29 protein-coding genes and 3 tRNA genes are annotated in these 25,189 nt (G+C 44.6%); 11 read left to right on the top strand and 21 right to left on the bottom strand.

Annotation, left to right across the window (positions count from 1 at the left end; genetic code table 11):
* Positions 1 to 6 precede the first annotated feature (6 nt).
* The 11 genes from flgL to L4D05_RS05250 form a co-directional block, all read right to left on the bottom strand.
* On the bottom strand, positions 7 to 894 hold the full coding sequence (flgL, locus tag L4D05_RS05200; RefSeq protein ID WP_428793246.1) for a flagellar hook-associated protein FlgL: 888 nt from the start codon (positions 892 to 894) through the stop codon (positions 7 to 9).
* A gap of 6 nt (positions 895 to 900) precedes the next feature.
* Complete coding sequence (gene flgK / locus L4D05_RS05205) at positions 901 to 2,283, bottom strand: flagellar hook-associated protein FlgK (RefSeq protein ID WP_428750921.1); 1,383 nt, start codon at positions 2,281 to 2,283, stop codon at positions 901 to 903.
* Positions 2,283 to 2,975: a rod-binding protein gene (locus L4D05_RS05210; RefSeq protein WP_428793247.1), complete on the bottom strand. Its 693-nt coding sequence runs from the start codon at positions 2,973 to 2,975 to the stop codon at positions 2,283 to 2,285. Before L4D05_RS05210 ends, flgK begins: the two co-directional genes overlap by 1 nt.
* Positions 2,975 to 4,156 (bottom strand): flagellar basal body P-ring protein FlgI, encoded by a 1,182-nt coding sequence (locus L4D05_RS05215; RefSeq protein WP_428793248.1) that lies wholly within the window; start codon positions 4,154 to 4,156, stop codon positions 2,975 to 2,977. Before L4D05_RS05215 ends, L4D05_RS05210 begins: the two co-directional genes overlap by 1 nt.
* Positions 4,156 to 4,818 carry a flagellar basal body L-ring protein FlgH gene (gene flgH, locus L4D05_RS05220; protein ID WP_428751169.1) on the bottom strand — a complete coding sequence of 221 codons (663 nt, stop codon included), beginning with the start codon at positions 4,816 to 4,818 and terminating at the stop codon, positions 4,156 to 4,158. Before flgH ends, L4D05_RS05215 begins: the two co-directional genes overlap by 1 nt.
* Before the next feature lie 139 nt (positions 4,819 to 4,957).
* Complete coding sequence (gene flgG, locus L4D05_RS05225) at positions 4,958 to 5,743, bottom strand: flagellar basal-body rod protein FlgG (protein ID WP_428793249.1); 786 nt, start codon at positions 5,741 to 5,743, stop codon at positions 4,958 to 4,960.
* Positions 5,744 to 5,754: 11 nt separating this feature from the next.
* Positions 5,755 to 6,489 (bottom strand): flagellar basal body rod protein FlgF, encoded by a 735-nt coding sequence (locus L4D05_RS05230; protein ID WP_428750925.1) that lies wholly within the window; start codon positions 6,487 to 6,489, stop codon positions 5,755 to 5,757.
* A 3-nt stretch (positions 6,490 to 6,492) separates the two neighbouring features.
* Positions 6,493 to 7,725, bottom strand: coding sequence for a flagellar hook protein FlgE (gene flgE / locus L4D05_RS05235; protein ID WP_428750926.1), 1,233 nt, complete (start codon positions 7,723 to 7,725; stop codon positions 6,493 to 6,495).
* Positions 7,726 to 7,909: 184 nt separating this feature from the next.
* Positions 7,910 to 8,575 carry a flagellar hook capping FlgD N-terminal domain-containing protein gene (locus L4D05_RS05240; RefSeq protein WP_428793250.1) on the bottom strand — a complete coding sequence of 222 codons (666 nt, stop codon included), beginning with the start codon at positions 8,573 to 8,575 and terminating at the stop codon, positions 7,910 to 7,912.
* 49 nt (positions 8,576 to 8,624) lie between these two features.
* Positions 8,625 to 9,053: a flagellar basal body rod protein FlgC gene (gene flgC, locus L4D05_RS05245; RefSeq protein ID WP_428793251.1), complete on the bottom strand. Its 429-nt coding sequence runs from the start codon at positions 9,051 to 9,053 to the stop codon at positions 8,625 to 8,627.
* An 86-nt stretch (positions 9,054 to 9,139) separates the two neighbouring features.
* On the bottom strand, positions 9,140 to 9,487 hold the full coding sequence (locus tag L4D05_RS05250; RefSeq protein WP_428750929.1) for a flagellar basal body protein: 348 nt from the start codon (positions 9,485 to 9,487) through the stop codon (positions 9,140 to 9,142).
* Positions 9,488 to 9,665: 178 nt separating this feature from the next.
* Between L4D05_RS05250 and L4D05_RS05255 the strand changes: the two genes are divergently transcribed.
* Genes L4D05_RS05255 through flhB form a run of 6 tightly spaced genes read left to right on the top strand, consistent with a single transcriptional unit; the run spans position 9,666 to position 13,801 of the window.
* The gene (locus L4D05_RS05255) at positions 9,666 to 10,433 is read left to right on the top strand and encodes a FliM/FliN family flagellar motor switch protein (RefSeq protein ID WP_428793252.1); all 768 of its coding nucleotides are present in this window, start codon (positions 9,666 to 9,668) and stop codon (positions 10,431 to 10,433) included.
* Positions 10,434 to 10,479: 46 nt separating this feature from the next.
* Positions 10,480 to 10,830, top strand: a complete 351-nt coding sequence (locus L4D05_RS05260; RefSeq protein ID WP_428750931.1) for a FliM/FliN family flagellar motor switch protein — start codon at positions 10,480 to 10,482, stop codon at positions 10,828 to 10,830.
* 18 nt (positions 10,831 to 10,848) lie between these two features.
* Positions 10,849 to 11,595, top strand: coding sequence for a flagellar type III secretion system pore protein FliP (gene fliP / locus L4D05_RS05265; protein WP_428750932.1), 747 nt, complete (start codon positions 10,849 to 10,851; stop codon positions 11,593 to 11,595).
* Positions 11,592 to 11,861, top strand: a complete 270-nt coding sequence (gene fliQ, locus L4D05_RS05270; protein WP_428750933.1) for a flagellar biosynthesis protein FliQ — start codon at positions 11,592 to 11,594, stop codon at positions 11,859 to 11,861. The genes fliP and fliQ overlap by 4 nt, the downstream gene beginning before the upstream one ends.
* Positions 11,862 to 11,865: 4 nt before the next feature.
* Positions 11,866 to 12,645, top strand: coding sequence for a flagellar biosynthetic protein FliR (gene fliR / locus L4D05_RS05275; protein ID WP_428793253.1), 780 nt, complete (start codon positions 11,866 to 11,868; stop codon positions 12,643 to 12,645).
* The gene (gene flhB / locus L4D05_RS05280; protein ID WP_428750935.1) at positions 12,638 to 13,801 is read left to right on the top strand and encodes a flagellar biosynthesis protein FlhB; all 1,164 of its coding nucleotides are present in this window, start codon (positions 12,638 to 12,640) and stop codon (positions 13,799 to 13,801) included. Before fliR ends, flhB begins: the two co-directional genes overlap by 8 nt.
* A 23-nt stretch (positions 13,802 to 13,824) precedes the next feature.
* On the opposite strand, the gene L4D05_RS05285 is transcribed toward flhB, so the two are convergent.
* From L4D05_RS05285 to L4D05_RS05300, 4 genes are all read right to left on the bottom strand, one after another.
* A tRNA-Val gene (locus L4D05_RS05285) sits at positions 13,825 to 13,901 on the bottom strand.
* A gap of 49 nt (positions 13,902 to 13,950) precedes the next feature.
* A tRNA-Val gene (locus L4D05_RS05290) sits at positions 13,951 to 14,027 on the bottom strand.
* A 49-nt stretch (positions 14,028 to 14,076) separates the two neighbouring features.
* Positions 14,077 to 14,153 (bottom strand) — tRNA-Val (locus tag L4D05_RS05295).
* A 158-nt stretch (positions 14,154 to 14,311) separates the two neighbouring features.
* Positions 14,312 to 14,980: a DUF2726 domain-containing protein gene (locus tag L4D05_RS05300; RefSeq protein WP_428750936.1), complete on the bottom strand. Its 669-nt coding sequence runs from the start codon at positions 14,978 to 14,980 to the stop codon at positions 14,312 to 14,314.
* A gap of 153 nt (positions 14,981 to 15,133) precedes the next feature.
* On the opposite strand from L4D05_RS05300, the gene L4D05_RS05305 reads away from it, so the two are divergent.
* Entirely contained in the window at positions 15,134 to 15,688 is a 555-nt protein-coding gene (locus L4D05_RS05305; RefSeq protein WP_428793254.1) for a lipocalin family protein, read from the top strand.
* Here the strand turns inward: L4D05_RS05305 and L4D05_RS05310 are convergent.
* Complete coding sequence (locus L4D05_RS05310) at positions 15,666 to 16,436, bottom strand: MBL fold metallo-hydrolase (RefSeq protein WP_428750938.1); 771 nt, start codon at positions 16,434 to 16,436, stop codon at positions 15,666 to 15,668. The two genes, L4D05_RS05305 and L4D05_RS05310, sit on opposite strands and share 23 nt — an antisense overlap.
* Positions 16,437 to 16,629: 193 nt before the next feature.
* On the opposite strand from L4D05_RS05310, the gene L4D05_RS05315 reads away from it, so the two are divergent.
* Positions 16,630 to 17,337, top strand: coding sequence for a glycerophosphodiester phosphodiesterase family protein (locus L4D05_RS05315; protein ID WP_428793255.1), 708 nt, complete (start codon positions 16,630 to 16,632; stop codon positions 17,335 to 17,337).
* A gap of 148 nt (positions 17,338 to 17,485) precedes the next feature.
* Here the strand turns inward: L4D05_RS05315 and L4D05_RS05320 are convergent, their stop codons facing one another.
* Positions 17,486 to 18,406, bottom strand: coding sequence for a LysR family transcriptional regulator (locus tag L4D05_RS05320; protein WP_428750940.1), 921 nt, complete (start codon positions 18,404 to 18,406; stop codon positions 17,486 to 17,488).
* A 95-nt stretch (positions 18,407 to 18,501) separates the two neighbouring features.
* Here L4D05_RS05320 and L4D05_RS05325 point away from each other — a divergent pair, with 95 nt between their 5' ends.
* A complete protein-coding gene (locus L4D05_RS05325; protein ID WP_428793256.1) occupies positions 18,502 to 19,446 on the top strand; it encodes a DMT family transporter in 945 nt (314 codons plus the stop codon).
* A gap of 103 nt (positions 19,447 to 19,549) precedes the next feature.
* Positions 19,550 to 20,656: a M20/M25/M40 family metallo-hydrolase gene (locus tag L4D05_RS05330; RefSeq protein WP_428793257.1), complete on the top strand. Its 1,107-nt coding sequence runs from the start codon at positions 19,550 to 19,552 to the stop codon at positions 20,654 to 20,656.
* A gap of 112 nt (positions 20,657 to 20,768) precedes the next feature.
* Here L4D05_RS05330 and L4D05_RS05335 read toward each other — a convergent pair whose 3' ends face one another.
* The 3 genes from L4D05_RS05335 to L4D05_RS05345 all read right to left on the bottom strand — a co-directional run bounded on the left by L4D05_RS05335 (position 20,769) and on the right by L4D05_RS05345 (position 22,055).
* Positions 20,769 to 21,122 (bottom strand): ribosome recycling factor family protein, encoded by a 354-nt coding sequence (locus L4D05_RS05335; RefSeq protein ID WP_428750944.1) that lies wholly within the window; start codon positions 21,120 to 21,122, stop codon positions 20,769 to 20,771.
* Positions 21,101 to 21,538, bottom strand: coding sequence for a DUF3859 domain-containing protein (locus tag L4D05_RS05340; RefSeq protein WP_428750946.1), 438 nt, complete (start codon positions 21,536 to 21,538; stop codon positions 21,101 to 21,103). Before L4D05_RS05340 ends, L4D05_RS05335 begins: the two co-directional genes overlap by 22 nt.
* Before the next feature lie 145 nt (positions 21,539 to 21,683).
* The gene (locus L4D05_RS05345; protein WP_428793258.1) at positions 21,684 to 22,055 is read right to left on the bottom strand and encodes an ATP-binding protein; all 372 of its coding nucleotides are present in this window, start codon (positions 22,053 to 22,055) and stop codon (positions 21,684 to 21,686) included.
* 192 nt (positions 22,056 to 22,247) lie between these two features.
* On the opposite strand from L4D05_RS05345, the gene metA reads away from it, so the two are divergent.
* Entirely contained in the window at positions 22,248 to 23,189 is a 942-nt protein-coding gene (gene metA / locus L4D05_RS05350; RefSeq protein WP_428750948.1) for a homoserine O-succinyltransferase MetA, read from the top strand.
* Between the two features lie 121 nt (positions 23,190 to 23,310).
* Here metA and L4D05_RS05355 read toward each other — a convergent pair whose 3' ends face one another.
* The gene (locus tag L4D05_RS05355; RefSeq protein ID WP_428750949.1) at positions 23,311 to 24,972 is read right to left on the bottom strand and encodes an AMP-binding protein; all 1,662 of its coding nucleotides are present in this window, start codon (positions 24,970 to 24,972) and stop codon (positions 23,311 to 23,313) included.
* Positions 24,973 to 25,189: the final 217 nt, after the last annotated feature.

The raw sequence follows: 25,189 nt of genomic DNA on the forward strand, positions 1-25,189 counted from the left end.
ATCAAATCAAATCAAATCAAATAATGAGATACCAGCAATCTGAATAAAGGTCTTTTGTGTCGCCTCTAGGGCGATCATGCTTTGATTCAGCTCTACCGATGCTTGGGCATAATCCAATGCCTCTAATTCTGTCTTTACTGTTTCAGCAAAAAACACCATATCGATACTGGTTTCCTTTAACCTGTCCAATGAGTTGTATTGGCTGCCTATGTCAGTCAGCGTCAATAACACGCTTTGATGCAACGATTGATTACTATCAATGGCGCTTTTGATAGTGGAAATAAACGTCGCCGACGGCACTTCTAATTCCGCAATGGCATTGTCTAAATCGGTAAAGATGGCGCTACTGCCAATCACATCACTAACGGTAATATTATTCGCCACGTATTGGTCATCCCCGACTTTAGTCTCTCTATAATCACCATTCGTGTTCATAGTATAAGGAGGTACGATGTCGATGGATGGGTTTGAAATATCAGTGCCGGAAAACAAAAAGCTACCGTCGTTTGACTGATTCAACGTCGTTAACATTTCACTCTTAAGTGACTTGAGCTCAAGCACGATCCCGGCTCGGCTATGCTGGTCTAGCGTGCCGTTTATCCCTTGCAATAACAGCTCGTTGACCTGTTGAGAGAGCTCCTCCAATGTATCCACGTTGGTTTCATAACGGGTCAATTGAGATTGGACATTGTCGATATTACGCTGGTACTGCAGGTTGTCCGACATGGTCTTTTTTAGCCCTTCGAGTCGCACTGACGCGATAGGATCATCGGACAAATGATTGAGTTTTTTACCCGTAGACATTTGCTCAAACACTTTATTGAGCCTGATGTTGTTGTCCATTAGTGAACGCTGCATCACCGCATTAAACTGAGAATCTGTCACTCGCATCATAAGCTCCTAAAATGCCTGCAGCAGAGTTTGAAACATCTGATTGGCAGTACTGATGACTTTCATGTTGGCTTCATAGGCATTGAGATAAAGCATCATATTCGCGGCTTCTTCATCAGAATTAACCGCACTAAGACTGTCGCGTACCACTTGCGCATCCTCCAGGCTGATCTGTGCAGCGCTCGCTTCACTTTCTGCTTGTCGAGTAAATATTCCTATTTGTCCCAACAAACCCGAATAAGCGGTATAAGGGGTTTGTCCGACAACTGAACCATTGATTAACGTCGTTTGCGACAACTGAGATAGCGACTTCAGGGTGTCGCCATTGCCGGCGACGGAGGGATCCGATGAAAAAGCAAGATGTTGCGCCGACAGTGTTGAATCAATGGCCAACGATGCCGCTTCGCTTCCGCCTGTATAGGTAAATAGATCTCGCCCCACCGAGCCATTAAGATCAAACCCGGCATTAAGAACAGAATTAACACCACCAGCAAAGCCTAGCGCTAAGTCGTTGAGCGTGGCTTTAATCGGTTCAAATTGCGATTGCTTCAGGCGCTCCATGGCGCCAAGCTCTCCACCTAAAGAAGCGTCCACCGAGGAGGTCATAGATTGGAAAGACAGAGTCAAATCTGTGCTATATGGATCCCCATTAGATAAATCCCTTGCTAATGACCCAGAAAAACCACCTATAACCAAAGGTTGACCATTAGGGGTGGAGACTTCAACGCCACCTGACTCCATATAAATAACTTGAATATCAACCGACGTTGCCAATTCATTTAAGTGCTTATCCATGGCATCTTGCAAACCCGCAACGTTTTTTCCAAGTAAGGCATCTTCTTGCAGTTTTTGGTTTAGCTTCGCAATGCTCTCTAACTGGCTGTTTACATCCATTATCACGGCGCTATAGCGTTCAGACTGTGCGGCTTCTTGCTGATTTAGCTGTGAATAGATGGAATTAAATTGCTGCGTCAAAGCGTCTGCGTTAGTCAACACCTGCTGACGAAACGCCAAGCTTTCCGGAGCGACACTAGCTTCATCAATAGCAGCAAAAAATTGGTTCAATCCTTGAGTTAAGCTAAGTCCATCTGCCCCTAACAGGTTTTCTAAACTCGATAATCCACTGTAGTAGGTCTGAGTGTACTGGGCAGACTCGGTTGCTTCTCTTAATCGATTAGTGGTGGACTGTTCAGCGATTCGTAGAATGCCATTCACTTCTACTCCCGCCCCCAAGTTCATTCCGTTGACGAAATTACCAGAGGACGTGGCATCAAAATTGACAATCTGACGACTGTAGCCAGGCGTGTTCACATTGGCTGTATTTTGCGCAGTGGTATTAAGGGCAACACGATTTGCCAACACACCACTCAAACCTATATTCACCAATCCCATTATTCTTGCTCCTTAGCGAGTGTCTGTCCTTGTACGCTCATAAATTGCGATATCTTTTGTTTTGAGTCGGGCACCTGTAAGTCTAAATTTGGTACCTGAGCCGACAACTGTTGATAAATCATTTCAGCTAAACCAAATGAAGATTGTCGACTGATTTGCTGTGCCAGTTGGGCGTCTCGCATTTCTTGAAACATACCTGCAGATTTGATTGAAAGAGGGTTGTCATCGTCACTAAGTACTTCACTTGCAGCGCGCATTCTTTTAAGCATTTGCTGTAAGAACAAGGCTTCAAATTGTTGCGCAGCGGCTATCAGCCCTTGCTGTGTATTGTCATGCTTTAACTGAGCGAGAGAGACGTTATCAAGATAAAGATGTGAATGTGTCGATGCGCGTGGTAACGGCGATTGATTGTGCAATGATTGATTGTGCAATGATTGGTTACTAAATGGTGCTGCACGTTGCGCACTGCTTTGAAAATCCACTTGGCTAGCTAATCCGATGGGGTTTTCTTTGACGACCGCTGACGTGACGATATTCTGCTTAGCTATCTTCTGCGCGACACTAGATTTTAACAACGGCACGCCCTCAAGCTTTTGCTGATCTGAGTTCGTGTCAGAAGCTGTTTTAGCGACGACAAAACGCTCTACTATCGAGTACTTTGCTATGCTTGTCAGCGCCGTTGAATCAATCATTAGATCACCACCAAGTCCCCATTTATCGCGCCAACTTCGTCTAGCGCTTGTAATATTTGCATGAGTGCTTCTGGAGACGCGCCGATATTGTTAATGGCATCAACGATTTCTTGTAAATTCGTTCCCCTTGGCCACACCATCGTCGTCGCATCTTCTTCATCTATAGTAATTTGGCTATTTTGAACCACGGCGGTTTCCCCTGCGGTATTGAACGCCCCTCCGGGCTGAGACACTGACTCTGACTCCAATATCGTCACAGTAATGCCACCTTGGCTTACCGCCGCCTCAGATACCGTGACGTTCTGACTAATGACGACCGTACCCGTTCGTGAATTAAAGACGACCTTAGGTAACTTTCGTCCTTCATCCACTTCAAGTGCCTGAATCATGGCCACAAACATCACTCTGTCTTCGCTATCTTGTGGCGCAGACACTTCCACTTGCCCTTTATTTATGGCTTTAGCTACCTGACCTCCGAAGGTTTGGTTAATCACCTTGGATATATTCAGCGCCGTTTCATAATTGGGTTGTTTTAATTGCAAACGAATCGTGGGATCGCTATCAAAGCCTGAGGTAATTTCTCTTTCAAGCGTCGCGCCATTTGGAATTCGCCCCACTGTTGGTGTGTTTCGGGTGACACTTGTGCCATTTTCTCCAGTGGCATTAAAGCCTCCCACCACCAAGCTACCCTGTGCGACGGCATAGACCTCGCCATCAATACCGCGCAATGGCGTAAGTAATAATGTGCCACCTCGAAGGCTCTTAGCATCTCCTAACGATGACGCGGTCACCGTCAACGTTTGACCGGCTCCCATATGAGGCTCAACAGAAGCGGTAACACTCACTGCTGCCACATTTTTCAATTTAGGGTTGGTCGCATCATCGAGCTGGACGCCAAACTGCTTGATCATATTCACCACCGATTGCTGAGTGAATTTGACTTGAGACTTATCCCCCGACCCATCAAGTCCAACCACTAACCCATAGCCAATTAACTGGTTTTGTCTATCGCCATACACCACTGATATCTCAGCGATAGGTCGAGCTCCATAAGCCGTTAGCGGCAACAGGCACAGCACCAGAGCCACCAAGCCAAGACCATTGGTTAAACAAACACGGGTGAGTAGGCGGGCATCAATGCTCTTACCAAAGCACAAATGACGTGTACATATGGCTTCCATTAAAACGGCATCCAAGGTGAAGTAAAAAATTGAGTGAGCCAGCCTGCGGTATTACTGTCAGCAAACGTCCCTCGACCTGCATAGGTAATGCGCGCATCAGCTATTCGTTGCGAAGATAGGGTGTTATTGGCTTGAATATCATCGACACGAACGTTCCCAGTAAGACGAATATACTCGTCGCCTTGGTTTAATTTCAGCCACTTCTCTCCCCGTACTCTAAGTACACCGTTTGGTAACACATCGTAGACGGTTACGGTAATAGAGCCCGTTAGCCTGTTACCCTGTGACGTTGCAGCCGCGCCATCAAAATCGCGACTGGCATCTAACGCCACCGTCCCTTCGTCGTAGACGGTTGTTCCTAGTGTTGGAGCCGTGACAGTAACATTTGAGTCCTTGCCAAATTGTGTAGAAGCACTTTTGTCTGATTCGGTCTTTTCATCTAAAACTACTGTCAATATGTCACCGACTCGATAAGCTCGACGGTCTTGAAATAGCGTCATGGCAGTTGTACCAGTATAAAGACTGCCTTTGCTCACTCGCGTCACGTTATAGTCAAGCTTAGGTGGTGCATACGCTTCGTCATTAGGTGAAGGCGGAATAAAGTCATCCGATCGCCCAGCACAGCCACTTAGGCCTAGTACCATCAGAGCCAAAATAGCCATCAACAATGTCGTGCCGCCCTTTCTTTTCAAAGCGACGCATTGCTCTGCCTCCAAGTGGGCAAGAACACTACTTACATTGACAACTTGCGTCTGTCTCATCGTAATCATCCCTAATCGTACCTTCACCTTGTTGAGCTATTTACGATTGCTGCGCGATGTATTGCAGCATTTCATCGGCGGCACTGACCATTTTCGCGCTCATTTCATACGCTCTCTGCGTCGCTATCATATCCACCATCTCCTCAACAACTTGAACATTAGAACCTTCAAGTGCCCCTTGTTTAAGTTGTCCTGATCCTTCGGTCCCAGCGACTAGTTCTACCGCTTCACCCGAGCCTTCTGTTTCTAAAAATAAATTGCCTCCTTGCGCTGAAAGACCAGCGGGGTTCATAAATTTCACGATGGTAATTTGCCCTAAAGCCTCTTGATTAACTTGCCCCGGAATCGTTGCCGTTGCGACGCCATCTGCGGTAATACTGACTAATGTGGCTTCTGGTGGAATAATGACTTCAGGGATCAGTGGATAGCCTTGCGTATTGACCAATTGACCGTCTGAATTAGCGTGAAATTGCCCATTTCGGGTGTAAAGTAACTCTCCATCCGAGTTTTCAATTTGGAAAAAACCATCACCCAAAATGGCAAGGTCAAACTGCTGATTTGTATTTTGAATGCTACCTTGCGTGAAAACCTTTTCTGTTCCAACAACACGTACCCCGTTACCTAATTGCACCCCGGTTGGATGTTCATTGAGTTCACTGGTTTCCGTTCCTGCTTGTTTATCGACGCTATAAAATAGGTCTTCAAATACAACTCGGTCTCGCTTAAAACCAACCGTATTGATATTCGCTAAGTTGTTAGAAATAGCAGTCATTTTTGCATCTTGAGCCGCCATCCCTGTTTTAGATATCCATAATGCGCTGTGCATATCGACCTTCCTTAAGCCTTAAGTAACTGATTGCCTATTTGAGCAATTTCATCCGCTGATGCCATGACTTCTATTTGCATTTCATACTGCCTGGTTAGCGACATGATACTGACCAGTTCCTCCAAACTTGATACGTTGCTCGCTTCCAAATAACCGGAGCGCACAAGAACGGTAAAGTCTTCACCCAGCTCTTCACCATTTTTGGCAACAAAGTGACCACTAGCATGCATCGTCATATCGGCCGTATCTGGCTTCACCATTTTTAATGAACCCACTTCCAATGACGCCTCTCCGCCAATAGGCGTGACAGATACCAACCCATTTGCGCTCACACTGACAAACTCAAAATCAGGAAAGATCATCGGTCCATCAGTAGACATCACCCGTCGTTCACCAAGGTATAATTGCCCTGCACCATCCAAACGAAAGTTACCCGCTCGTGTATACAGCTCATTAGGCTCACCTTCTAGCCCTTGCAGAGCAAAGAATCCCTCTCCATTAATCGCGACATCCAGTGGTCGCTCAGTGCGAATGTCTTCGCCCTGAGCAAAATTATTAATGGCTGAATTACTGCGAGATGTGACTGAAGTTAAAAAGCCCGACCCCTCCAACTTCATTGGGGTCGAATGCTCCATCAAGGCTTTAAAACCAATGGTGTCGGCATGGGACAAATTGTTGGCTCGGACATGCTGAGCCAACATGGTTCGTTCGGCCCCTTTGGCGGCACTAAATAAAATGGGGTTCATAATCTACACCACATTAAAAAGTGCTTGGGTGAGCTGATCAGACGTTGATATCGATTTAGTGTTAGCTTGATAGTTACGCTGCGCTGTCATTAACGCCACTAACTCTGAAGTAAGGTCAACATTTGAGCCCTCTAGCGCCCCTGACGTTAAGTCACCGAACACACCACTACCTGCGGTTCCCAATACCGGAGTCCCAGAACTAAAGCTTTGTAGCCAAGCAGTATCACTGGTCTTAATGAGATTTTGAGGAGACGCAAAGTTGGCAAGCACCACTTGGCCCTGCAACTGAGATTGCCCGTTGGTGTAAGTTGCAAAAATACGACCGTCGTTTTCCATTCGCACACTGGCATAATCACCCGAGGTGTAACCATTGGGGCTATTCTTGGATACGACGAAATCACTGCCATATTGCGTGACCGATGACAAATCCACATTAACCGTCACGCTGTTGGCACCATTCGCTGGGTTGAATGTAATCGGATACACTGTGGTGCCGGTGGCATCGATGGTACCATCGGCGTTAAACGAAAACGTTGCATTATCGGTTGCCGTTGGAGCCCCTGCAGCTACTAAGTTATCAGTACCATCAATGGCTTGGCCATCAACTAATACGTGCACCTGCCAGTCATTGGCAGCCGTTTTCACAAAGTACTGGCTCATGGTGTGAGGATTACCTAAGGAGTCATAAACGGGCGTCGTATAAGAATGGTTGTAAGTCGACGAATCGCTATAGTCAAATGCCAATACTGGCGCAGCCTCCCTAGCATCTAGATTAGCAACAAACTCAACGCTATCCGATTCCTTAGCTTGTAAGGACGCGGTACTAATTTGAACCGTGCCAACTGAGCCAAGCAATAAATTATTGTTGGCGTCAACGGAGTAACCTTGTAATGAGCCACCGTTATTGGCGGTAATCATGCCATCGGCATTCATATTGAATATACCAGAGCGCGTATACAAGGTTTGTCCTTTGCTGTCTTCCAGAACAAAGAAACCGTTACCTGACAGTGCCATATCTAACGAGCGTCCGGTACCAGTCACCGTGCCACTTTTTTCAAAGTTCTGCGACACGCCGACCACTTCTACGCCGCCCGCTTCACTCCCACTATAAACAGAAGCAAATTCTGTTCGTGATTCTTTAAACCCCGTGGTTGATACGTTGGCAATATTATTGGATATACTATTTAGCTCTGAGTTCGAGGCATTTAGCCCACTCAATGCAATACTAAAACTCATTGTGCCTTCCTCTTCATCTTAAAAGAGGCTATCTCCAACTAGACATCATCTATGTGGAGAACGACAGCCATCACCTTACTTACAAAAATTGGTCAAAGACCAAACCTAAAAATGTACTAATTTACTCAGTCACCGAACGGGCGGTCTACTAAATGACTCATTACTGAATAACTAACCTACCGTCTTACTGTGCAAAGGCCGCCACGTCATAAAAAGCGACTTGCCCGACTCCCGTCACATCTATCTGACTCGTTCCCCCTACCAATGGTGTGGTAACTTCTTGAACCTTTCCTTGTTGGTAAATGGCGGGTTGATATTCCTGTCCCTGATCCAATTGCACTCGCATCTGATACACACCATTTAACCCCAGTTCACTGGCATCAAAGGCATAGTCAACCCGACCGGCTGGGTTGGCGCCTAATGGCAACGCTTTAACATTGCCTACAGCATCAATCAGCTGAATCGTTACATTGTTCGAGGAAAGGGTGAGATCCAAATACCCCTGATGGCGGCTGCTCGATGAAGCAATAAGTTGGTCACTTTTAACCGTCACCGTTTTGTCCACTAAAGCAGCGGTGCTCAGCACCTGCAAATTATCTAGCATCGTCGTATTCGCTTGCATCAGCTGCACCAAATTCTCAGAGCTTTCCACTTGAGAAAACTGTGCCAGTTGCGCCACATATTCCGTCCCGTCTGTGGGATTGAGTGGATCTTGGTTTTCGATCTGAGCCACCATCAAGGTTATAAATTCATTCTTCAGCGCCCCTGCGCTATTCGGGTTACTTTGTGGTGGCGATGTTGATGCCGACTCGATAGAGGTTGCCTGCGACGCGCCATTAATGGTTGTCATCTGCCATTCCTTGGTTATTTTTAGGGTCTCAAGTTAAGGTCTCAAGCGACTAGTTACGCCACAAGCCCATTAACGATTGTTGCATTGACTTCACATTCCCTAGCACTTCAACGCTCGCTTCAAAAGATCGCGTAGCAGAAATCATGTCAGCCATCTCATTCACTACGTTGATTCCAGAGTAATAGACGTAGCCTTCTGGATTGGATAATGGATTATTTGGTTCATAGCGCCCTTCCATCATGGAGGACACTTCTACCACATCGGCTATTTTAATGGGCACAACACCATGACGATGAGACTCTTGCGCATCGAACTGGTTGTAAATCGCTGAAAATATGGGTTTTAGAGGTTTATAGACCTTGGCAGGATCGCCAGAGACCGAATCTGCATTAGCTAGATTACTTGAGATGGTATTAAGCCTAACGGTCTGTGCGCTCATTGCCGAGCCAGCCGTTTCATAGATCCCTAGAAAAGACATGGTTTCCCTACCTTAGTCGTTCAACATAATCGTCGCTTTTACTGAGCACTTCGAGAACCAATCGCCGCCTGTACATGAGTCGATTGCTATTGCCCTTTAATCGCTGACTTCAAGCCATTAATCTTTGATTGCAAAAATGCCAAGCTTTGGTGATAGTCCATCACATTTTTTGCAAACCGCGCTTGTTCTGTTTCCAACTCAACGGTATTCCCATCTCTGGTCCGTTGAACCGGTATTCGATATTGCATGCTGCTATCCGTAGCCCATGCTTTCGTCGATCCAATTCCACTTAAAACGGCGTTAAACGTAAGATCCATTGCTTTGTAGTTTGGGGTATCTACATTGGCGATGTTTGAACTTAACACCGCTGCTCGGTCCAATCGAAACTGCACCATTTCAGGATGCACACCCAATGCTTTGTCTAAGTGAATCATATCCTAGCCTTCTTGAGCCAACTGCACACAATATGCACATTGACCCTTATCGTTATTAGCACTAATCCTCAATTCCTAATCAAACCACGTTGAAATGAGGTTGCTATAACCTATAGTTAGGAATAATCGACGTGTCAAACTTGAGACCACGTCAAAAAACAAACAAAACAGGCTTGACATGAAGAAAATACCACTTACCGAATTTGGTAACCCGAATTTAAAAATGCGCAAGTTTCTGCTTAAACATACGAGTCATTTTTCTAATGAACTCGTGGATGTTTTTAAATTTAATTTCTCTGGGAAACACGTACGTACGCACTTTTCCTCTGCCTCTTCCGCCCCTAAAAACGATATTCAAACCGTCTTACACATCGAAGAATTTGGCCATATTTTTTTCTTTACTGCTCCCGAAACTATCGACCTATTGCTTCATCAACACCTAAATAATCACGCTCCTCAAAACACTCAAAAAAATAAAAAGGTGTCACCCGTTCTCACTCAAACTCATCATCGATTGTTCCAAAAACTTGCCATGGCAATTACTAACATTCTTACCGCCGATGCTGGGCATTATGCGGTGGAGCATACTGACCATCACCCTTCTGATATTGGTGTCACTCTGACCTTTAATTTTGACGGATATGAGGCGGTCATTACCATCATGATTGATAGTAAATACGTCAAAAAACTTCGTTCTCTACTTAACAACGACGAAAGCTTCGATAGTGAGGAAATATTAAATACATTACGTTATCAACCCGTGGAGTTAGGGTGCGTACTTATGCAGGGTCAATGCTCAATGCATGAGGTATCGCACCTCAAACCTGGTCATTTTATTCCGCTAACGCTGTGCAAAACCTTACAGGTTAAGGTAAATGGGCAGCCTACTTTTATTGGGAAAATACAAGCTGTTGATTCTGAATTGGGAGTAATCATTGATGGCTAACAGTAACACGCACGAGGCTAATAATAACACGCACGAGGGTAATACTATGTCTACTGATGATTTAGACCTGCATGATGAACTTCCCGATTTAGGCGACTTAGATCTTGATGATCTCGAAGACAATGAACCAGATACTTCGTCTTATCAAAGTATTAATAACGTCACACTGCTTAAGAGCATTCCTGTCGATATTACTGTTGAAGTCGCGAGGAAAACGTTGATTCTCGATGAGCTACTTACCCTAAAGTCTGGTGATGTCATTATGCTAGAGAAGCACGAAGGCGAGCCTGTCGATATAAAAATTAACGGCACGGCATTTGGTACCGGAGAAATTGTCGCCAAAAACGGCCAGTACGGTGTCAGGCTGCTTAGTATCACGAAAAAACCAACTCAGTAGAAACAGGTAGCCTCAAGGATGACGATACTCATATATTTTGTCGCGGGCGCATCGTTCGTCCTAATGCCGAATGTTGTACAAGCAGAGGCGCTGACTATTCTTACCGAATCTCAAACTTCCGAAGGTAATGAATACAGCGTCAAGTTGCAGATCTTAATCCTAATGACGATGTTAAGCTTTGTTCCTGCATTCGTCATCATGTGCACCAGTTTTACCCGTATCGTCATCGTTCTTGCAATACTTCGACAAGCATTAGGCTTACAGCAAACGCCTCCCAATCAAGTGCTGGTCGGAATTGCCCTTATTTTTACCTTACTGATCATGCGGCCTGTCTGGACCTCTATCTACGATAAAGCTTACCTCCCTTACGCTCAGGACGAAATCACGCTAGAACAGTCTATTGCGATTGCAGAGGTCCCATTACGTCGGTATATGTTGGATCAAACTCAGCGTAAGGCATTGGAGCAAGTGACGAAAATTGCTGGCGAGTCATCGCTCGCCACTGACGAGGAGATCCCGTTTCTCATTTTGCTGCCCGCCTATTTGCTTAGTGAACTCAAAGTCGCCTTTCAGATCGGCTTTATGCTGTTTTTGCCATTTTTAGTCATAGACTTAGTCGTGGCTTCTGTACTGATGTCCATGGGGATGATGATGCTATCACCGCTCATTGTCTCACTCCCTTTTAAACTGCTGATTTTTGTAGTGGTGGATGGCTGGGGGCTATTGATGGGTAGCCTAGCAAGCAGCTTTTGGATCAGCACATGAGCCCAGAGCAAGCCGTCACACTCGTTAGTCAGGCGATATGGGTCATCATCTTGATTGTCTCTGTGCTGATTTTGCCAAGTTTAATTGTTGGTTTAGTTGTTGCTATTTTCCAAGCGGTGACACAAGTCAACGAGCAAACGTTAAGTTTTCTACCACGATTGTTGGTGACCTTACTCTCCATCATTCTGGCTGGACACTGGCTCATTCAAGAAATCAGTGACCTTTTCATATTCGTATTTAACGCTATTCCAAGTGAAATTGGCTAATACTATGACAGTGACGTTTACCGACATAACTCAGTGGCTCGGTATATTATGGTGGCCGTTTGTTCGGTTAACAGGGCTGTTTATTATCGCGCCATTTTTTGGTGATAAAGTCATTCCGGTACGAGTCAAAATCCTATTTGCCTTTGTCTTTTCCTTATTACTGGCCCCGCTTATTGATCACGTACCGGCATTTAATCCATTCTCAATCGACACCATTATCTTCACCCTATACCAACTCGTCTTCGGCTTTTTAATTGGGTTCGCTGTGATGATATTTTTCACTATCTTTTCTGTGGCAGGACAAGCCATTTCAATGCAAATGGGGCTCGCGATGGCAGTGATGAATGACCCGGCCAATGGCGTGAGCATAGCGATTATTGGTCGAATTATGTTTATTACCGCCATGTTGCTTTTTCTATCTTTAGACGCGCATCTTGTCGTGCTGTACGTCTTTAAACAAAGTTTCCACTTTTGGCCATTGGACTCTATTTTTCCATTCAACAGCATAGAATACGTCCTTCAAATGGTGTCATGGATGTTCGCCACTGGGTTGCTTGTTGCCGTTCCTGCGATTGTCGTGATGCTACTCAGTAATATTACCTTTGGTCTAATGAACAAAGCAGCACCGGCACTCAACGTTTTTGCTTTGGGGTTCCCAATGACAATGTTACTTGGGCTCTTTGCACTGATGGCTTCGTTAACAGGGATTAGTGACCATTACTTCGATCTGGTCATAGAGCTCAACGATCATTTGCTTTATATACTAAGGCTACCCAATGGCTGACAATCAAGACTCTGGCGATAAAAGTGAACAGCCCAGTCATCATAAACTCAGCAAGGCCCGTAATGAAGGGCAAATACCACGTGCTAAGGAGTTCGTATCATCCGTCACACTGATCTGTGTCGTGGGTTACTATATTGCGAGTATAGAGACCATAAAACAGACGTTTGTCGAGCTATTCTTAGCATGCTTCCAGTTTGGTTTTAATGATATCCGCCAACCCATCTCTGCCATTGAGCTACTCGGAAGCGCTATATTTGGCATGATTATGCTCTTTTTCCCCTTGTTAATTTATCAAGTTATCGCTGCGGTAATTGGCTCTACATTGCTTGGTGGATGGGTTTTTAGCCCTAGCTTATTGATACCGAAGTTTGAAAAAATCAGTCCAATTAAAGGGCTAAAACGCATATTTTCTACCCAATCCCTCGTTGAACTGGCAAAAAACATCGTCAAGGTCACGCTATTCTTTACCCTATTGTACTGGGTCATTTCTCACTACATTTCTGTTATTACCAACTTGATTGGATCGCACTTTGATACGGTTGTGCTTACCATCTCTGCCATCACAATAGAGTACTTAGGCTATCTACTTTTTCTCGTGTTGCTATTTGGCTTGTTAGATTTCCCCTACCAACGCCATGAGTTTACCAAGCAAATGAAAATGACCAAGCAGGAAGTGAAGGATGAGCATAAGGAGCAAGAAGGAAGACCTGAAGTCAAAGCGCGTATTCGACAAATTCAAATACAAAACGCGAAAAGAAACGCCAATGAAAGAGTGCCTAAGGCTAACGTCATCTTAGTCAACCCCACGCATTATGCCGTCGCGATAATCTATGACCTATCGCAGGCAGAAGCACCCTTCGTCGTTGCAAAAGGTAGAGATGATGTTGCTATTTATATCAAGGAGTTAGCCACGAGACATCATGTAGAAGTGATACAAAGTGCTGAACTGACGCGCGCAATTTATCGCACCACACAAATAGACCAAATGGTACCGAACCAATTATTTGTCGCCGTCGCGCACATCCTGACTTATGTCAACCAACTCAAGCAATGGCGGCAAGGGAAAAGAAGCAAGCCAGAACGACTACCCGCTTTTTATGTCCCGAAAGAATGGTCAGAGTTCAACGACTCTTCAGATACAAAAAAGCCCACATAAAGTGGGCTTTTTTGTATTAAATTTGGTGCCCGCTACTGGACTCGAACCAGTGACACCTTGCATGTCATGCAAGTACTCTAACCAACTGAGCTAAGCGGGCATATTTTATTTTCAGTTAACAGCTCACCTAAAAGATAAACTTTAGGATATGGTGCCCGCTACTGGACTCGAACCAGTGACACCTTGCATGTCATGCAAGTACTCTAACCAACTGAGCTAAGCGGGCATATTTTATATTCTGTTAACGGCTTACCTAAAAGGTAAACTTAAGGATTTGGTGCCCGCTACTGGACTCGAACCAGTGACACCTTGCATGTCATGCAAGTACTCTAACCAACTGAGCTAAGCGGGCGTTATTCCTTAGAACGAGGAAGATATTAACGAGAGACATTGGGCTGTGCAAGCACATTTTTGTATTTTTGATGTTGTTTGGCGCTTATATCACCAGTTCGCTTTGTTTTTGTGCTTTTGTCCCTGAAAATTCAACTATTTCCGCTTTCTTAACAGTGCCTACTGGCGCTCCGGCTCGTCTTCAAACACGACATTGTAATTTTCCGTGTACTGGCATAATGGTTGGCGACTACAGGTAAAGAATCGACGCCCTTTGAAATTGCCTTGCGTGGCGGTTTTGATGTTCATAGGGCTGCCACAACGCTTACAAAACCGAACTTCTTTCTCTGGCTCGATAAGATCTATATGCGCGCCAATAAGGCGACGTAGTTTACTCACCTGGTAGCTCATCTTAACACTTGCACCAATCAACGGCAGTTCTGCCGATTTGCAGACCTGCATGATCAATTTTTGACGTTCTATTTTTCCTTGGTGTAACTTTTGGCCATCATCATATTCGATGACAACTCGTGGTTGCAGTGTCCGCGGATCACAAATAACAAAGTCGAAATAGCTTTTTGCTATCACATTGTTGGCAATGTACCACTGCTTTTTATTGGTAGTTTGGGTCGGAGTAACCACATTGGAAAGATTAACCTTAGTGAGTATTAATCCATGCTCGCCTACTGCTTCTCTTAAGGCATTATAAAACGCTGTTTGAGGCGCCGATAAAATTGGCCCCTTCGCTTTATAACGATAGGTTTTGGTATCTTCTTGTTTAACAAAAAATTTAAGCGCAATGAAAAACAAGCCGACAAGCATTGCGAGAACGAGAAATATTTCAAACATGAATTGTGATTACCTTTGTAGCCAACGATGACTTTAAGACCATTAACGAGAGTATGCGTAATGCGAGTTTTATGCAATATTTGTCGAGTTTACTGATCGATATTACACATAACCACTTATAATAAAAGAAGTATTCAAAAGTAGGAAACGAAGATGGGTCTTAATTATCGTAAGCTAGCCGTACTTGGAATCATTACTCTATTAACCGCTTGTACTGGCGTACCTAGTACTGTACAACCTGTCGGCCAGTTCGACCTTAATCAGTACCTTGGACAGTGGTATGAAGTTGCCCGCCTGGATCACAGCTTTGAACGCGGCCTAGACAATGTGTCGGCATTTTATTCCAGCAACGAAGATGGGACAGTGAAAGTGGTCAATCGTGGTTGGGACAACGAGGAAAACGAATGGTCTGAGGCTGAAGGAAAAGCTAAGTTTGTCAGCACACCCGATATCGCCCATCTTAAGGTGTCTTTTTTTGGTCCTTTCTACGGCAGTTATGTCGTTTATTATCTTGAGGATGACTACTCAGTAGCGCTAGTAAGCGGCTACAACTTGGATTACTTCTGGCTATTATCCCGTAGCCCGACCCTACCTCAGGGTGCGCTAGAACGCTATATTCAAATAGCCGATAGCGCAGGGTTCGATACCGACTCACTTATTTTCCCAAACCAAGATAAAGCTCAGCTTACGACCAAGAAAGCCGATTAGACAACCCTTCAAGTAACTTTTTGGTTTTGATTTTAACCACTCGCCAGTGAGTCACTGGCGTTCTAGGCGCCGTATCCAGCAAGTGCTCCATTGCCTTTTGGTCAAAGGTTACGGGGCTACGATGCGCCAATAGCACTTGCTTGGCGTTCAATTGATACACTTTTTTTATCGACGTTCGGTATTGGTTAGGATGAAAAACTGGAAACGGCGCCACTAAATTCTGCTTAACTTGCACCATAAGATCCGCCACATAGATAACGGCTTGTCCGGCGTGGTAAATTGAGATATCCCGGTCAGTATGGCCGGGCGTTGCAATGACCTGCCAATCTGGAAAATTAGGGAGTCTATCGCCGTCCACAACACCGAACTGTGGAGAAAGTGATTTTTTATACCATAAATTCTTTTTTGGTTTTCCCATACGGCTGGCCATCCACCACGCTAATGAAAGATCCGCAAGGTGCATAAAAAAGCCATCAATACCTCGATACCATTGATGCACTTCCTTCGAAGAGACAATATCACAGCCGCAAAGCGTTCGAAGACGATTCGCCGCTCCTGCATGATCTGGGTGCATGTGAGTCACCACCACAACCTTTAAATCGGTCAGCGGTCGAGTTAGCTTTTGAGTGATAAACTGACAGATAGTACTCACATCAGCTCGACTCGCACCATCAAGTAGTAATAATTTATCTGGATATTCAACTAAGTAGATCTGTTGTATATATCCCTTTATGTTATGTATTTTCATCAACACTTCAACTGGTCTAATCTCTTGAGTTACGATATCTTTTTATTTACAACTTCGCAACATCGCTTTGTTGAATTTGCTTGTAAGCATCATGCGAAAGTGACAACTTTCAATTGTCGCTCAGCGTGTTAAACCATAAAATACGACCGACGAAATGAACAACTGATCTATCACGTGTGAACAGGATTACACTATGAGCTTAATTGTCGCTGGACACCGTGGCGTGGCGGGAACCCACCCAGAAAATACCTTAGTTAGCATCAAAGAAGCCAAAAGACTTGGTTTTAATTGGATCGAAGTGGATGTGCAGCCCAGCCAAGACAACGTTCTCGTGATCTGTCATGATCATACTGTTGATCGCTGCAGTAACGGACATGGCCGTGTTGACGAACTATCGTTAACACAATTGCAGCAACTAGATTTTGGGGCATGGAAAGGCGTAGAGTATCAGTCTGAAGCCATCTTAACGTTGGAGGCTTTGCTACAGTACTGCGATGAAAACCAGCTTTGCGTCAACTTGGAGGTAAAAATAGACACTCATGACGCGAAACACGTTGTGTCGTTATTAGAACGCGCAATCGCCGATAGCCCCATCAGCCGTGAACAACTGCTCATCTCTAGCTTTAGTGCTATCATCATGCGTGAACTCTACGCCGCCAATTTGGGGATTAAGCTGGGTGTGTTGGGCAATAGGCTCAATAAGAAGTTATTACAGCTGATAGACGATATTGAAGCATTTAGCTGCCATCTAAACTACCGCTGGCTGAATCAAAGACATATACGTACTCTGAGAGATAAACAAATATCCATTTGGTGTTACACCGTCAACAATCCAAAATCCTTCAAACTGCGCAATTGCGTTGATGGTATTTTTAGCGATTTTCCTCAACGGTTTACTTAAATAAATCTTTTACATGATTAGCTGGCTACACCAACGACAATAGAGCGCTTTCATCACGATATGCGCTCCATAAACTATCGGCGTAGGATACTACCGGCGTAAGATACTATCCACGTAAGATACTATCCGCGTAAGATGCTATAACTCGCTACGTCGACTGCTCTGCCATAGCATCAACAATATAATCAATAAATGCTCGCCGGCGTGCAGGCATATATTTAGATTGTGGGAACTGCATAACCACGAGCCCCTGATAACGTGAACTAATGTTCCAATCAGGAAGCACCGGAAGTACCTCTCCTTTCAATAAAGCATCCCGCACAACAAACTCAGGGAATACCCCTACCCCAAAGTCCTGTTTTACTGCGGTAAGTCGCATTTCCGAATGGTTAACACTAAACCGGCCATCGACTTGTACTTTCACTACATCATCAGCGCGAGTAAAAACCCACTGATTGTCATTAGGCGCTTCGTTCAAGAATAAACATTGATGCTGCAGTAACTGGTTTGGCTCAAATGGGACGCCGTTCAACTGCAAATAAGCCTTACTAGCACATAACACCGTTTGAATATTCCCCAAGTTTTTGGCGACTAGGTTTTCACGAGGCGAATGCGTCAGCTCAAAGACAATATCTAAATTGTGACCGAACGGATCGATAAACTCATCACTGACAAAAAGTCTTAATTTTACCTTGGGGTACTGCCTCAAGAACGACAGCAATAGTGGCTCTAAAATATGACGACTAAAAGCTTTGGGGGCTGCAACCCTTAGTTCACCAGTGATTTCTTGGTCACCTTGGCTAGTTATCACTGAAATATCGGTTGCTGCATCCATGATTTTCTTACCGAATTCATAGACAGCCTTACCTGCATCTGTCGTGACCTGTTTTCGTGTTGTTCTTTCAAGTAAATCGGTGGCTAATGCCGACTCAAGTCGACTGACCTGACGACTCACCCCAGATGGCGTCACACCAAGACGCTGTGAGGCAGCCGTAAAGCTTCCTGCTTCAACAACGACTACAAACGCGGCAATGTCGGGTAAAAGGCCCATCAATTTATTTGTGTCCACCGGTCATCAATCCTTTGCTTACTGAAGATATTATTACTTCGTTATTCATAAGTTAGCATACGCACAGTAATATTTAACGGAAGAATATCAGACAAATGCAGATTAGCCGACACTATGCACATGGATTACCATCAAGCATTGCCATTTTGGGCCTGTTGCTCGTTTCTATCATGTGGGGAACCAGCTATGGGGTATCAAAAAAATTACTCACTCTAATGCCACTCGAACAGCTTCTATTTGCACGCTTTGCCATTAGCAGCTTGGTACTCGCATTATTTCTTATTAAAAAAAATGCCGCAGTTGATTTTTTCAACTCGCCACGCCGCTATCTAACCGTCGGCGTTACTACTGGCTTAATTCTTACTGGTATTTTTATTACGGAAACTTGGGCTGTGATGTTAACTCAAGCGAGTGAAGTCGCGGTACTTATTAGCCTTTGTGTGCTCTTCACCCCATTTGTAGAGCGTCTTTGGCTCAAAACTGTGCTTCCTGTGTCTCTCTATTTATACTGTTTTTTAGGTGTCATCGGCATCGCCTTAGCCTCAAACACGGACTGGGGTGGCATCGTCCTCAACGACAGTGTCATACTGATACTGACCGCCGCGGTCTTGCGATCCATCATGGTGGTGGTTTGCCGCAAAGCATTGAGTAATGAACCACTAAGTTTGGAATTGGTGACTTTCATCCAGCTCACCGTCGTCACTATTTCCACGCTAGGGCTCATTATCGTCAATTTTGATTCTGTGCAAACGATGCAGATGCTCTCTTTATTTGGTGTAGAAGAATCACTTTATCTTTTATACCTTGCGCTGGCCTGTACGTTGTTAGCCTTTTTTTTACAGAATTACTCCGTGAGATTTCTAAGTGCAAGCCATGCTTCATTACTCATGGCAACCGAACCATTGTTTGGGCTACTATTTGCGGTATTGTTTTTAAATGAAGTGTTAACGTTGTTACAGTGGGGAGGCAGCATATTGATTGTTTCTACTACAATGGCCGCTTGTTACCAATTTTCTAAGCAAAAAACCTCTCAAAACTAAGCAATAAATCTGAAATGCGGCGGTTTTTTTGATTTATCTCAGGTCTAGCACGTAAACATAGGGTGTAAAGTAATCTTCCCTGTTCTAAACCTGAAAGAATCCTATGACCCATGTAAATACGGACCGTTTGGTCAACCATTTCTTTGAATTAGTGAAAATCGACAGTGAATCTGGCAACGAAAAAGCCATCGCAGAAGCGGTAGCGGAGCAACTAGGTGAGCTTGGCTTTACCGTTAGCAAACTACCCGTGCCCGAGCAGTACACCAACGGTTTTAACGTCTACGGTCGACTTGAAGGCACCCTTGAAGGCAGCATTGTTTTTAGCGCCCATATGGATACCGTCTCTCCTGGTATCGGCATTGAGCCAATCATCGAAGATGGCATTATTCGCTCGAAAGGTAACACGATTCTTGGTGGTGACGACAAATCTGGTATTGCTGCAGTAATGGAAGCGGTACGATGCCTAAAAGAGCAAACCCTTGAACATAAGACGATTGAAGTTGCTTTCACCGTACATGAAGAAGGTGGCTTGTTCGGTTCAGAGCACTTTGACATGTCATTTATCCAATCTGACAAAGCCATTGTTCTTGATACCGGCGGCGCAATTGGTAGCATTGTAACTGGCGCACCAGGGCAACAGAAAATCATTGCAAAAATCACCGGTCGCCCCGCTCACGCCGGTCTTGCTCCTGAAGAAGGCATTAGCGCAGCGAGTGTTGCTGCCGATGCTATCATGAACATGAAGCTACTGCGCATTGATGAAGAAACCACGGCAAATATCGGTATGATCAATGGCGGTCAAGCAACAAACATCGTAATGCCTGAACTCACTGTTATCGCCGAAGCACGTTCTTTGAACGGTGACAAACTGGCTGCACAAGTTGAGCACATGGTTGCAACGTTCGAAGCTTCTGCGGAAAAGTTTGGCGCGACGGTTGAGATCGAATCAACACGCGCTTACAACGCGTTCGTTATCGCAGAAGATGACGCACACGTACTGCAAGTAAAAGCAGCCTTTGCCAAGAATGGCATTGAAGCGACAACCAAACACACAGGTGGCGGTAGCGACGCAAATAACTTCAATAAAAAAGGCTTAACCACCGTTAACCTTTCAACGGGTATGGCGAAAGTACACACCACTGAAGAATACATTGCGATTGATGACATGGTAAAAATCACTGACTTCGTGATTGCTTACGTTACAGCGTAGAGTACGTATTTTAATGCCACTCCTTGAATTTGGAGTGGCTTTTTTATGCCTTAAATCCAAATCACAAAGAAGAATACGCTCAGAATTATTTACAGGGTCGAATTGTTCGTTTCTACAAGCCTTCAAACTCATCAATGGCTTTTCGCGCTTCCACCAAGCTACAGCCAGATTCATGCATCAGTTCAGCAACGGTTATATCTGGGTTTTGCTCCAACACCTGCTGAATAGGTGATTTATACTCTGCCAACACTTTGTCAACCGCCACTGCAATCCACCCCACATCAGATTCAAGAGCGAAGCGGGTCAATGATTGAGGGAGACCACTTAACATCCAATTACGAGAGCGTCGGATACGCTTCAACTGACACTTCAGATCACTCGCGAGCTGGATTAAACGTTGCTTATCATCGACTCTATGCACAAAGCTGTTCAGCCGAATGGTCACTAGAAGCCGCGATTTTTCCAAAACTGCCCCTCGTCTCTTGCCATTACTTTAAATTTTTTCTCCGCTACCACTTTACCTTGTAACGACATTTCCATCTTCCATTCACCCAAATTGCTTTCTAGCCCTTCGGTTGGATGAAGCAACTGAATCGTATCGCCTAAGTAAAAGTCCCAATCATTACTATTGATGTGTTCTTCCCCATCAAAAGGTTCTAATACTTGCCCTTTTTTTCCGACAATTCCTGGGTGAAAAATGCAAAATTGAACTCGTTCACCTTTGGCTTTTTTTATATTCACAGTAAAACCAAATTCCACGTGTTCATCGGCGGTAACGTTTGTTGTAAATTCCTGAATTTTAGGTAACGTTTTCGCATTAGAGTCCCACGTAGAGTAAATACCATATGAGGTCATTTCAACAATTGCTGAGCGTTTTGCCATCTGTTTTCCCTATTTAATTCTGTTGTAAATCAATAATGCACTCGCCGTCGATGTTGATTTACATTGAGAATATGTAACTAATGAGCCACTTTAGTTCATTAGCCACTATAGCTAATAAGCCATTGAAAATACTAAAACGTAGGTTTCAATCTTGCCAACGTCGCCGCATCTTATCAATCACCACCTGCTCCACGCCATGAATATTGGCATAGCGTCCGCGGCAAACCCTAATTTCTATTTCCGCACCGTATCGTTTTGCCATCTGTTGGTAGGCTTTCATTTCCCAGCGGCGAATAAAGGTATTGGCGACAACAACGTCATTACCACGTGATAGTTGTTCTTCCGCTTGAGATTGACACCAACGATGAGCGTCTTCAATGCGGGTCGCATCATATTGATACACCCCACTGTCATTGACAAAGAACATATCCGCTTCAACATGGAAGGCTGATAGGGTCTGCGCCAAGGTTGATTTACCCGATCCCGGTAAACCCCGAATTAATATCAATTTCGTCACAATAATCCAATGATTGCACGCTGCCGTTATATTCGGTCATTATACAGAATTACTTTCGTAATCAGCGGGAAATCTCGCGTAAGCCAGTGCTGTCATCGATTTGGCACCAATTAACGGTCGACAAGGCTACGTGTTTCAGTTAACTTTAGATGTATAGACGTCCAAAACACCAATTAGCTTAGGGAGTAAGCTGTGCCAATTAAGATTCCTGACCAACTGCCCGCATCCGATGTACTTCGTGAAGAAAACATCTTTATCATGCCGGAAACTCGTGCATCTTCTCAGGAGATCCGCCCGCTTAAAGTGCTTATCCTCAACCTCATGCCTAAAAAAATTGAAACGGAAACTCAATTTTTAAGACTACTCTCAAACAGTCCTCTTCAGGTGGATATAGAGCTACTGCGCATCGACGACCGCCCAAGTAAAAACACGCCAACAGAACACCTAGACAATTTCTATCGCCAATTTGAGATGGTTAAAAGTCGTAATTTCGATGGTTTAATCATCACAGGCGCACCTCTTGGCTTAGTTCAGTTTGAAGATGTCATGTACTGGGATCACCTACAAACTATTATGAATTGGGCAAACAAGCATGTGACCTCAACGCTTTATGTGTGTTGGGCAGCTCAAGCAGGACTAAAGCTGCTTTATAATTTGCCAAAACGGACACGCAAAGAGAAACTATCTGGTGTCTATCACCATTCTGTCCACCAGCCCTATCACCCTGTGCTACGTGGATTTGATGACTCGTTTCTTGCGCCACATTCACGTTATGCCGACTTCTCCGTTGAGTACCTAGAAGAACACACCGACCTCGACATTCTCGCCACATCTGATGTCGCAGGTGTGTATCTTGCAGCGACAAAAGATAAACGAAACGTATTTGTCACTGGTCACCCGGAATACGACGCGCTAACGCTTCATAATGAGTATGTACGCGACCTTGGTGAGGGAATGGAGCCTGCGATTCCGGTTAACTATTACCCCAACAATAACCCAGATAACAAGCCTTGTGCCAGCTGGCGAAGCCATGGGCACTTGCTGTTTGCAAACTGGTTGAACTACTGTGTTTATCAACAAACACCATACGATTTAGATCACTTCAGCGCAGACAACTTTACGGTGACAGACTAACAGTCTTAAATGGAACTAAGGTTAACATCAAACCGATAACGACCAACGTAAAGCACCATATAAAAAATCCCTAAAGATATTCATCGTTAGGGATTTCCAATTCTACAAACTAGCGACCGACTTATCTCAGCTCTCGCCTTAAAATTTTACCAACGTTTGTTTTTGGCAGCGAATCTCGATATTCGATGACTTTCGGGATTTTGTAGCCCGTTAGGTGCTGACGGCAATGCTTCTTGATCTCTTCAACCGTGACTTGTCCGTTAGTCACGACCACTAGCTTGACCCTTTCGCCCGCTACATCGTCTGGCACACCAATGGCAGCAGCTTCGACAATTTTCGAATGCAACGTCGCCACTTCTTCAATTTCGGTCGGAAAAACATTAAAGCCAGACACTAAAATCATATCTTTCTTACGGTCTTCAATAAAGAATACCCCGCGGTCATCCATTCTTCCGATATCACCAGAATACAGCCAACCATCGTCCGTTAGCACCGCTCGAGTCTCTGCTTCTTGCTTCCAGTATCCTTTCATCACTTGATCGCCACGGATCTGAATTTCCCCGACCTCATTGATGCCTAGCTCATTGCCTTGTTCATCCACAATGCGTAATTCTGTACTCGGTAATGGGACGCCAACAGCAGGAACAAAACACTGCTGAGTATGAATACCACCCGCCACTACTGGGGAGCATTCCGTTAAACCATACCCTTCGATAATTGGCATGCCTGTTATTTTTTGCCACTCGTCAGCAACATGCTTTTGTGTTGCCATCCCCCCAGCTATAGTAAATTCAGCGTGAGAGAAGTCTAACTGTTTAAATTTGGCGTGATTGTTAAGCGCAGCAAACAGTGTGTTTAAGCCAAAGACCATAGTAAACGGGTATTTACTGAGATCATTAACGAAAGAGTCCAGATCTCTTGGGTTGGTTATTAATAGGTTTGTCCCCCCCATATACATCATCAACATCATACTCACCGAATTGGCAAAGATGTGATAAAGAGGCAAAGGCGTGACGGCGTGCTCTTGCTCTTGAGCCGTACGCGGACCAAAATGACCAAACACTTGTAATACGTTGGCGATGATGTTTCGATGTGTCAGCATCGCCCCTTTCGCTAATCCGGTTGTTCCGCCGGTATACTGTAAATACGCTAAATCATCACTCGTTATGTTAGGTGGATTAAAGTCTAACTTCTTACCTTCGGTTAGCACGCGACGTAGAGAAATCGCACTAGGTAAGTGATATTTAGGCACCATTTTTTTCACGTACTTCACGACAAAATTCACTAATGTACGCTTGTGAGGCGCCAACGCATCACCAATACTGGTTAGAATTACGTGTTTTATACTGGTTTTCGCGACGACTTTTTGCAAGTTTTCACCAAAATTGGTGACAGCAACAATAATGGTCGCTCCTGAATCTCTAAGCTGATGTTCCAACTCTCTTGGCGTATAGAGGGGGTTGACGTTAACAACCACTAAACCTGCTTTTAATGCGCCCAAGATGGTAATCGGATACTGCAATAAGTTAGGCATCATTAAGGCAATTCTATCACCTTTCTTTGCACCCAGAGTCGACTGCAGATATGCAGCAAATGCATCACTCTTTTCATTTAGCTCTCTGTAGGTCAGAGAGTGGCCCATATTTATGAAGGCTGTTTTATCGGCAAACTCAGTAAATGAGCGTTCAAACAGCTCATTGATGTTTTGAAAACGGTCTATGTTAACGTTCTCTGGCACATCATCTGGGTAGGTGTTTAACCATGGTTTTTTTTCAAAAGTCATTCTTGCGCCACCACTTAATTTCTTCGCCAATACTGTAGCGAAGTTCATACGCCAGATATAGATTAGAGTCGTTATTCTAACCTCGTTCGCTTACTTTATGAGCAACTTGCTTTTACAACGTCCGTTATTTCTGAGCGTTCACTCGCACTGGTGCACTCAACCACACCAGATAAGAATCTAAGTGCTTATCATAAATGGCATCGGCTCATAACATTGA

The sequence above is a fragment of the Vibrio nomapromontoriensis genome (assembly GCF_050337205.1).
Classification (GTDB): Bacteria; Pseudomonadota; Gammaproteobacteria; order Enterobacterales; family Vibrionaceae; genus Vibrio; species Vibrio nomapromontoriensis.

Coding starts and splice junctions, on each gene's coding strand:
- flgL (WP_428793246.1), bottom strand. CDS start 894: ATGATGCGAGTGACAGATTCTCAGTTTAATGCGGTGATGCAGCGTTCA.
- flgK (WP_428750921.1), bottom strand. CDS start 2,283: ATGGGATTGGTGAATATAGGTTTGAGTGGTGTGTTGGCAAATCGTGTT.
- L4D05_RS05210 (WP_428793247.1), bottom strand. CDS start 2,975: ATGATTGATTCAACGGCGCTGACAAGCATAGCAAAGTACTCGATAGTA.
- L4D05_RS05215 (WP_428793248.1), bottom strand. CDS start 4,156: ATGGAAGCCATATGTACACGTCATTTGTGCTTTGGTAAGAGCATTGAT.
- flgH (WP_428751169.1), bottom strand. CDS start 4,818: ATGGCTATTTTGGCTCTGATGGTACTAGGCCTAAGTGGCTGTGCTGGG.
- flgG (WP_428793249.1), bottom strand. CDS start 5,743: ATGCACAGCGCATTATGGATATCTAAAACAGGGATGGCGGCTCAAGAT.
- L4D05_RS05230 (WP_428750925.1), bottom strand. CDS start 6,489: ATGAACCCCATTTTATTTAGTGCCGCCAAAGGGGCCGAACGAACCATG.
- flgE (WP_428750926.1), bottom strand. CDS start 7,725: ATGAGTTTTAGTATTGCATTGAGTGGGCTAAATGCCTCGAACTCAGAG.
- L4D05_RS05240 (WP_428793250.1), bottom strand. CDS start 8,575: ATGACAACCATTAATGGCGCGTCGCAGGCAACCTCTATCGAGTCGGCA.
- flgC (WP_428793251.1), bottom strand. CDS start 9,053: ATGTCTTTTCTAGGGATCTATGAAACGGCTGGCTCGGCAATGAGCGCA.
- L4D05_RS05250 (WP_428750929.1), bottom strand. CDS start 9,487: ATGATTCACTTAGACAAAGCATTGGGTGTGCATCCTGAAATGGTGCAG.
- L4D05_RS05255 (WP_428793252.1), top strand. CDS start 9,666: ATGAAGAAAATACCACTTACCGAATTTGGTAACCCGAATTTAAAAATG.
- L4D05_RS05260 (WP_428750931.1), top strand. CDS start 10,480: ATGTCTACTGATGATTTAGACCTGCATGATGAACTTCCCGATTTAGGC.
- fliP (WP_428750932.1), top strand. CDS start 10,849: ATGACGATACTCATATATTTTGTCGCGGGCGCATCGTTCGTCCTAATG.
- fliQ (WP_428750933.1), top strand. CDS start 11,592: ATGAGCCCAGAGCAAGCCGTCACACTCGTTAGTCAGGCGATATGGGTC.
- fliR (WP_428793253.1), top strand. CDS start 11,866: ATGACAGTGACGTTTACCGACATAACTCAGTGGCTCGGTATATTATGG.
- flhB (WP_428750935.1), top strand. CDS start 12,638: ATGGCTGACAATCAAGACTCTGGCGATAAAAGTGAACAGCCCAGTCAT.
- L4D05_RS05300 (WP_428750936.1), bottom strand. CDS start 14,980: ATGTTTGAAATATTTCTCGTTCTCGCAATGCTTGTCGGCTTGTTTTTC.
- L4D05_RS05305 (WP_428793254.1), top strand. CDS start 15,134: ATGGGTCTTAATTATCGTAAGCTAGCCGTACTTGGAATCATTACTCTA.
- L4D05_RS05310 (WP_428750938.1), bottom strand. CDS start 16,436: ATGAAAATACATAACATAAAGGGATATATACAACAGATCTACTTAGTT.
- L4D05_RS05315 (WP_428793255.1), top strand. CDS start 16,630: ATGAGCTTAATTGTCGCTGGACACCGTGGCGTGGCGGGAACCCACCCA.
- L4D05_RS05325 (WP_428793256.1), top strand. CDS start 18,502: ATGCAGATTAGCCGACACTATGCACATGGATTACCATCAAGCATTGCC.
- L4D05_RS05330 (WP_428793257.1), top strand. CDS start 19,550: ATGACCCATGTAAATACGGACCGTTTGGTCAACCATTTCTTTGAATTA.
- L4D05_RS05340 (WP_428750946.1), bottom strand. CDS start 21,538: ATGGCAAAACGCTCAGCAATTGTTGAAATGACCTCATATGGTATTTAC.
- L4D05_RS05355 (WP_428750949.1), bottom strand. CDS start 24,972: ATGACTTTTGAAAAAAAACCATGGTTAAACACCTACCCAGATGATGTG.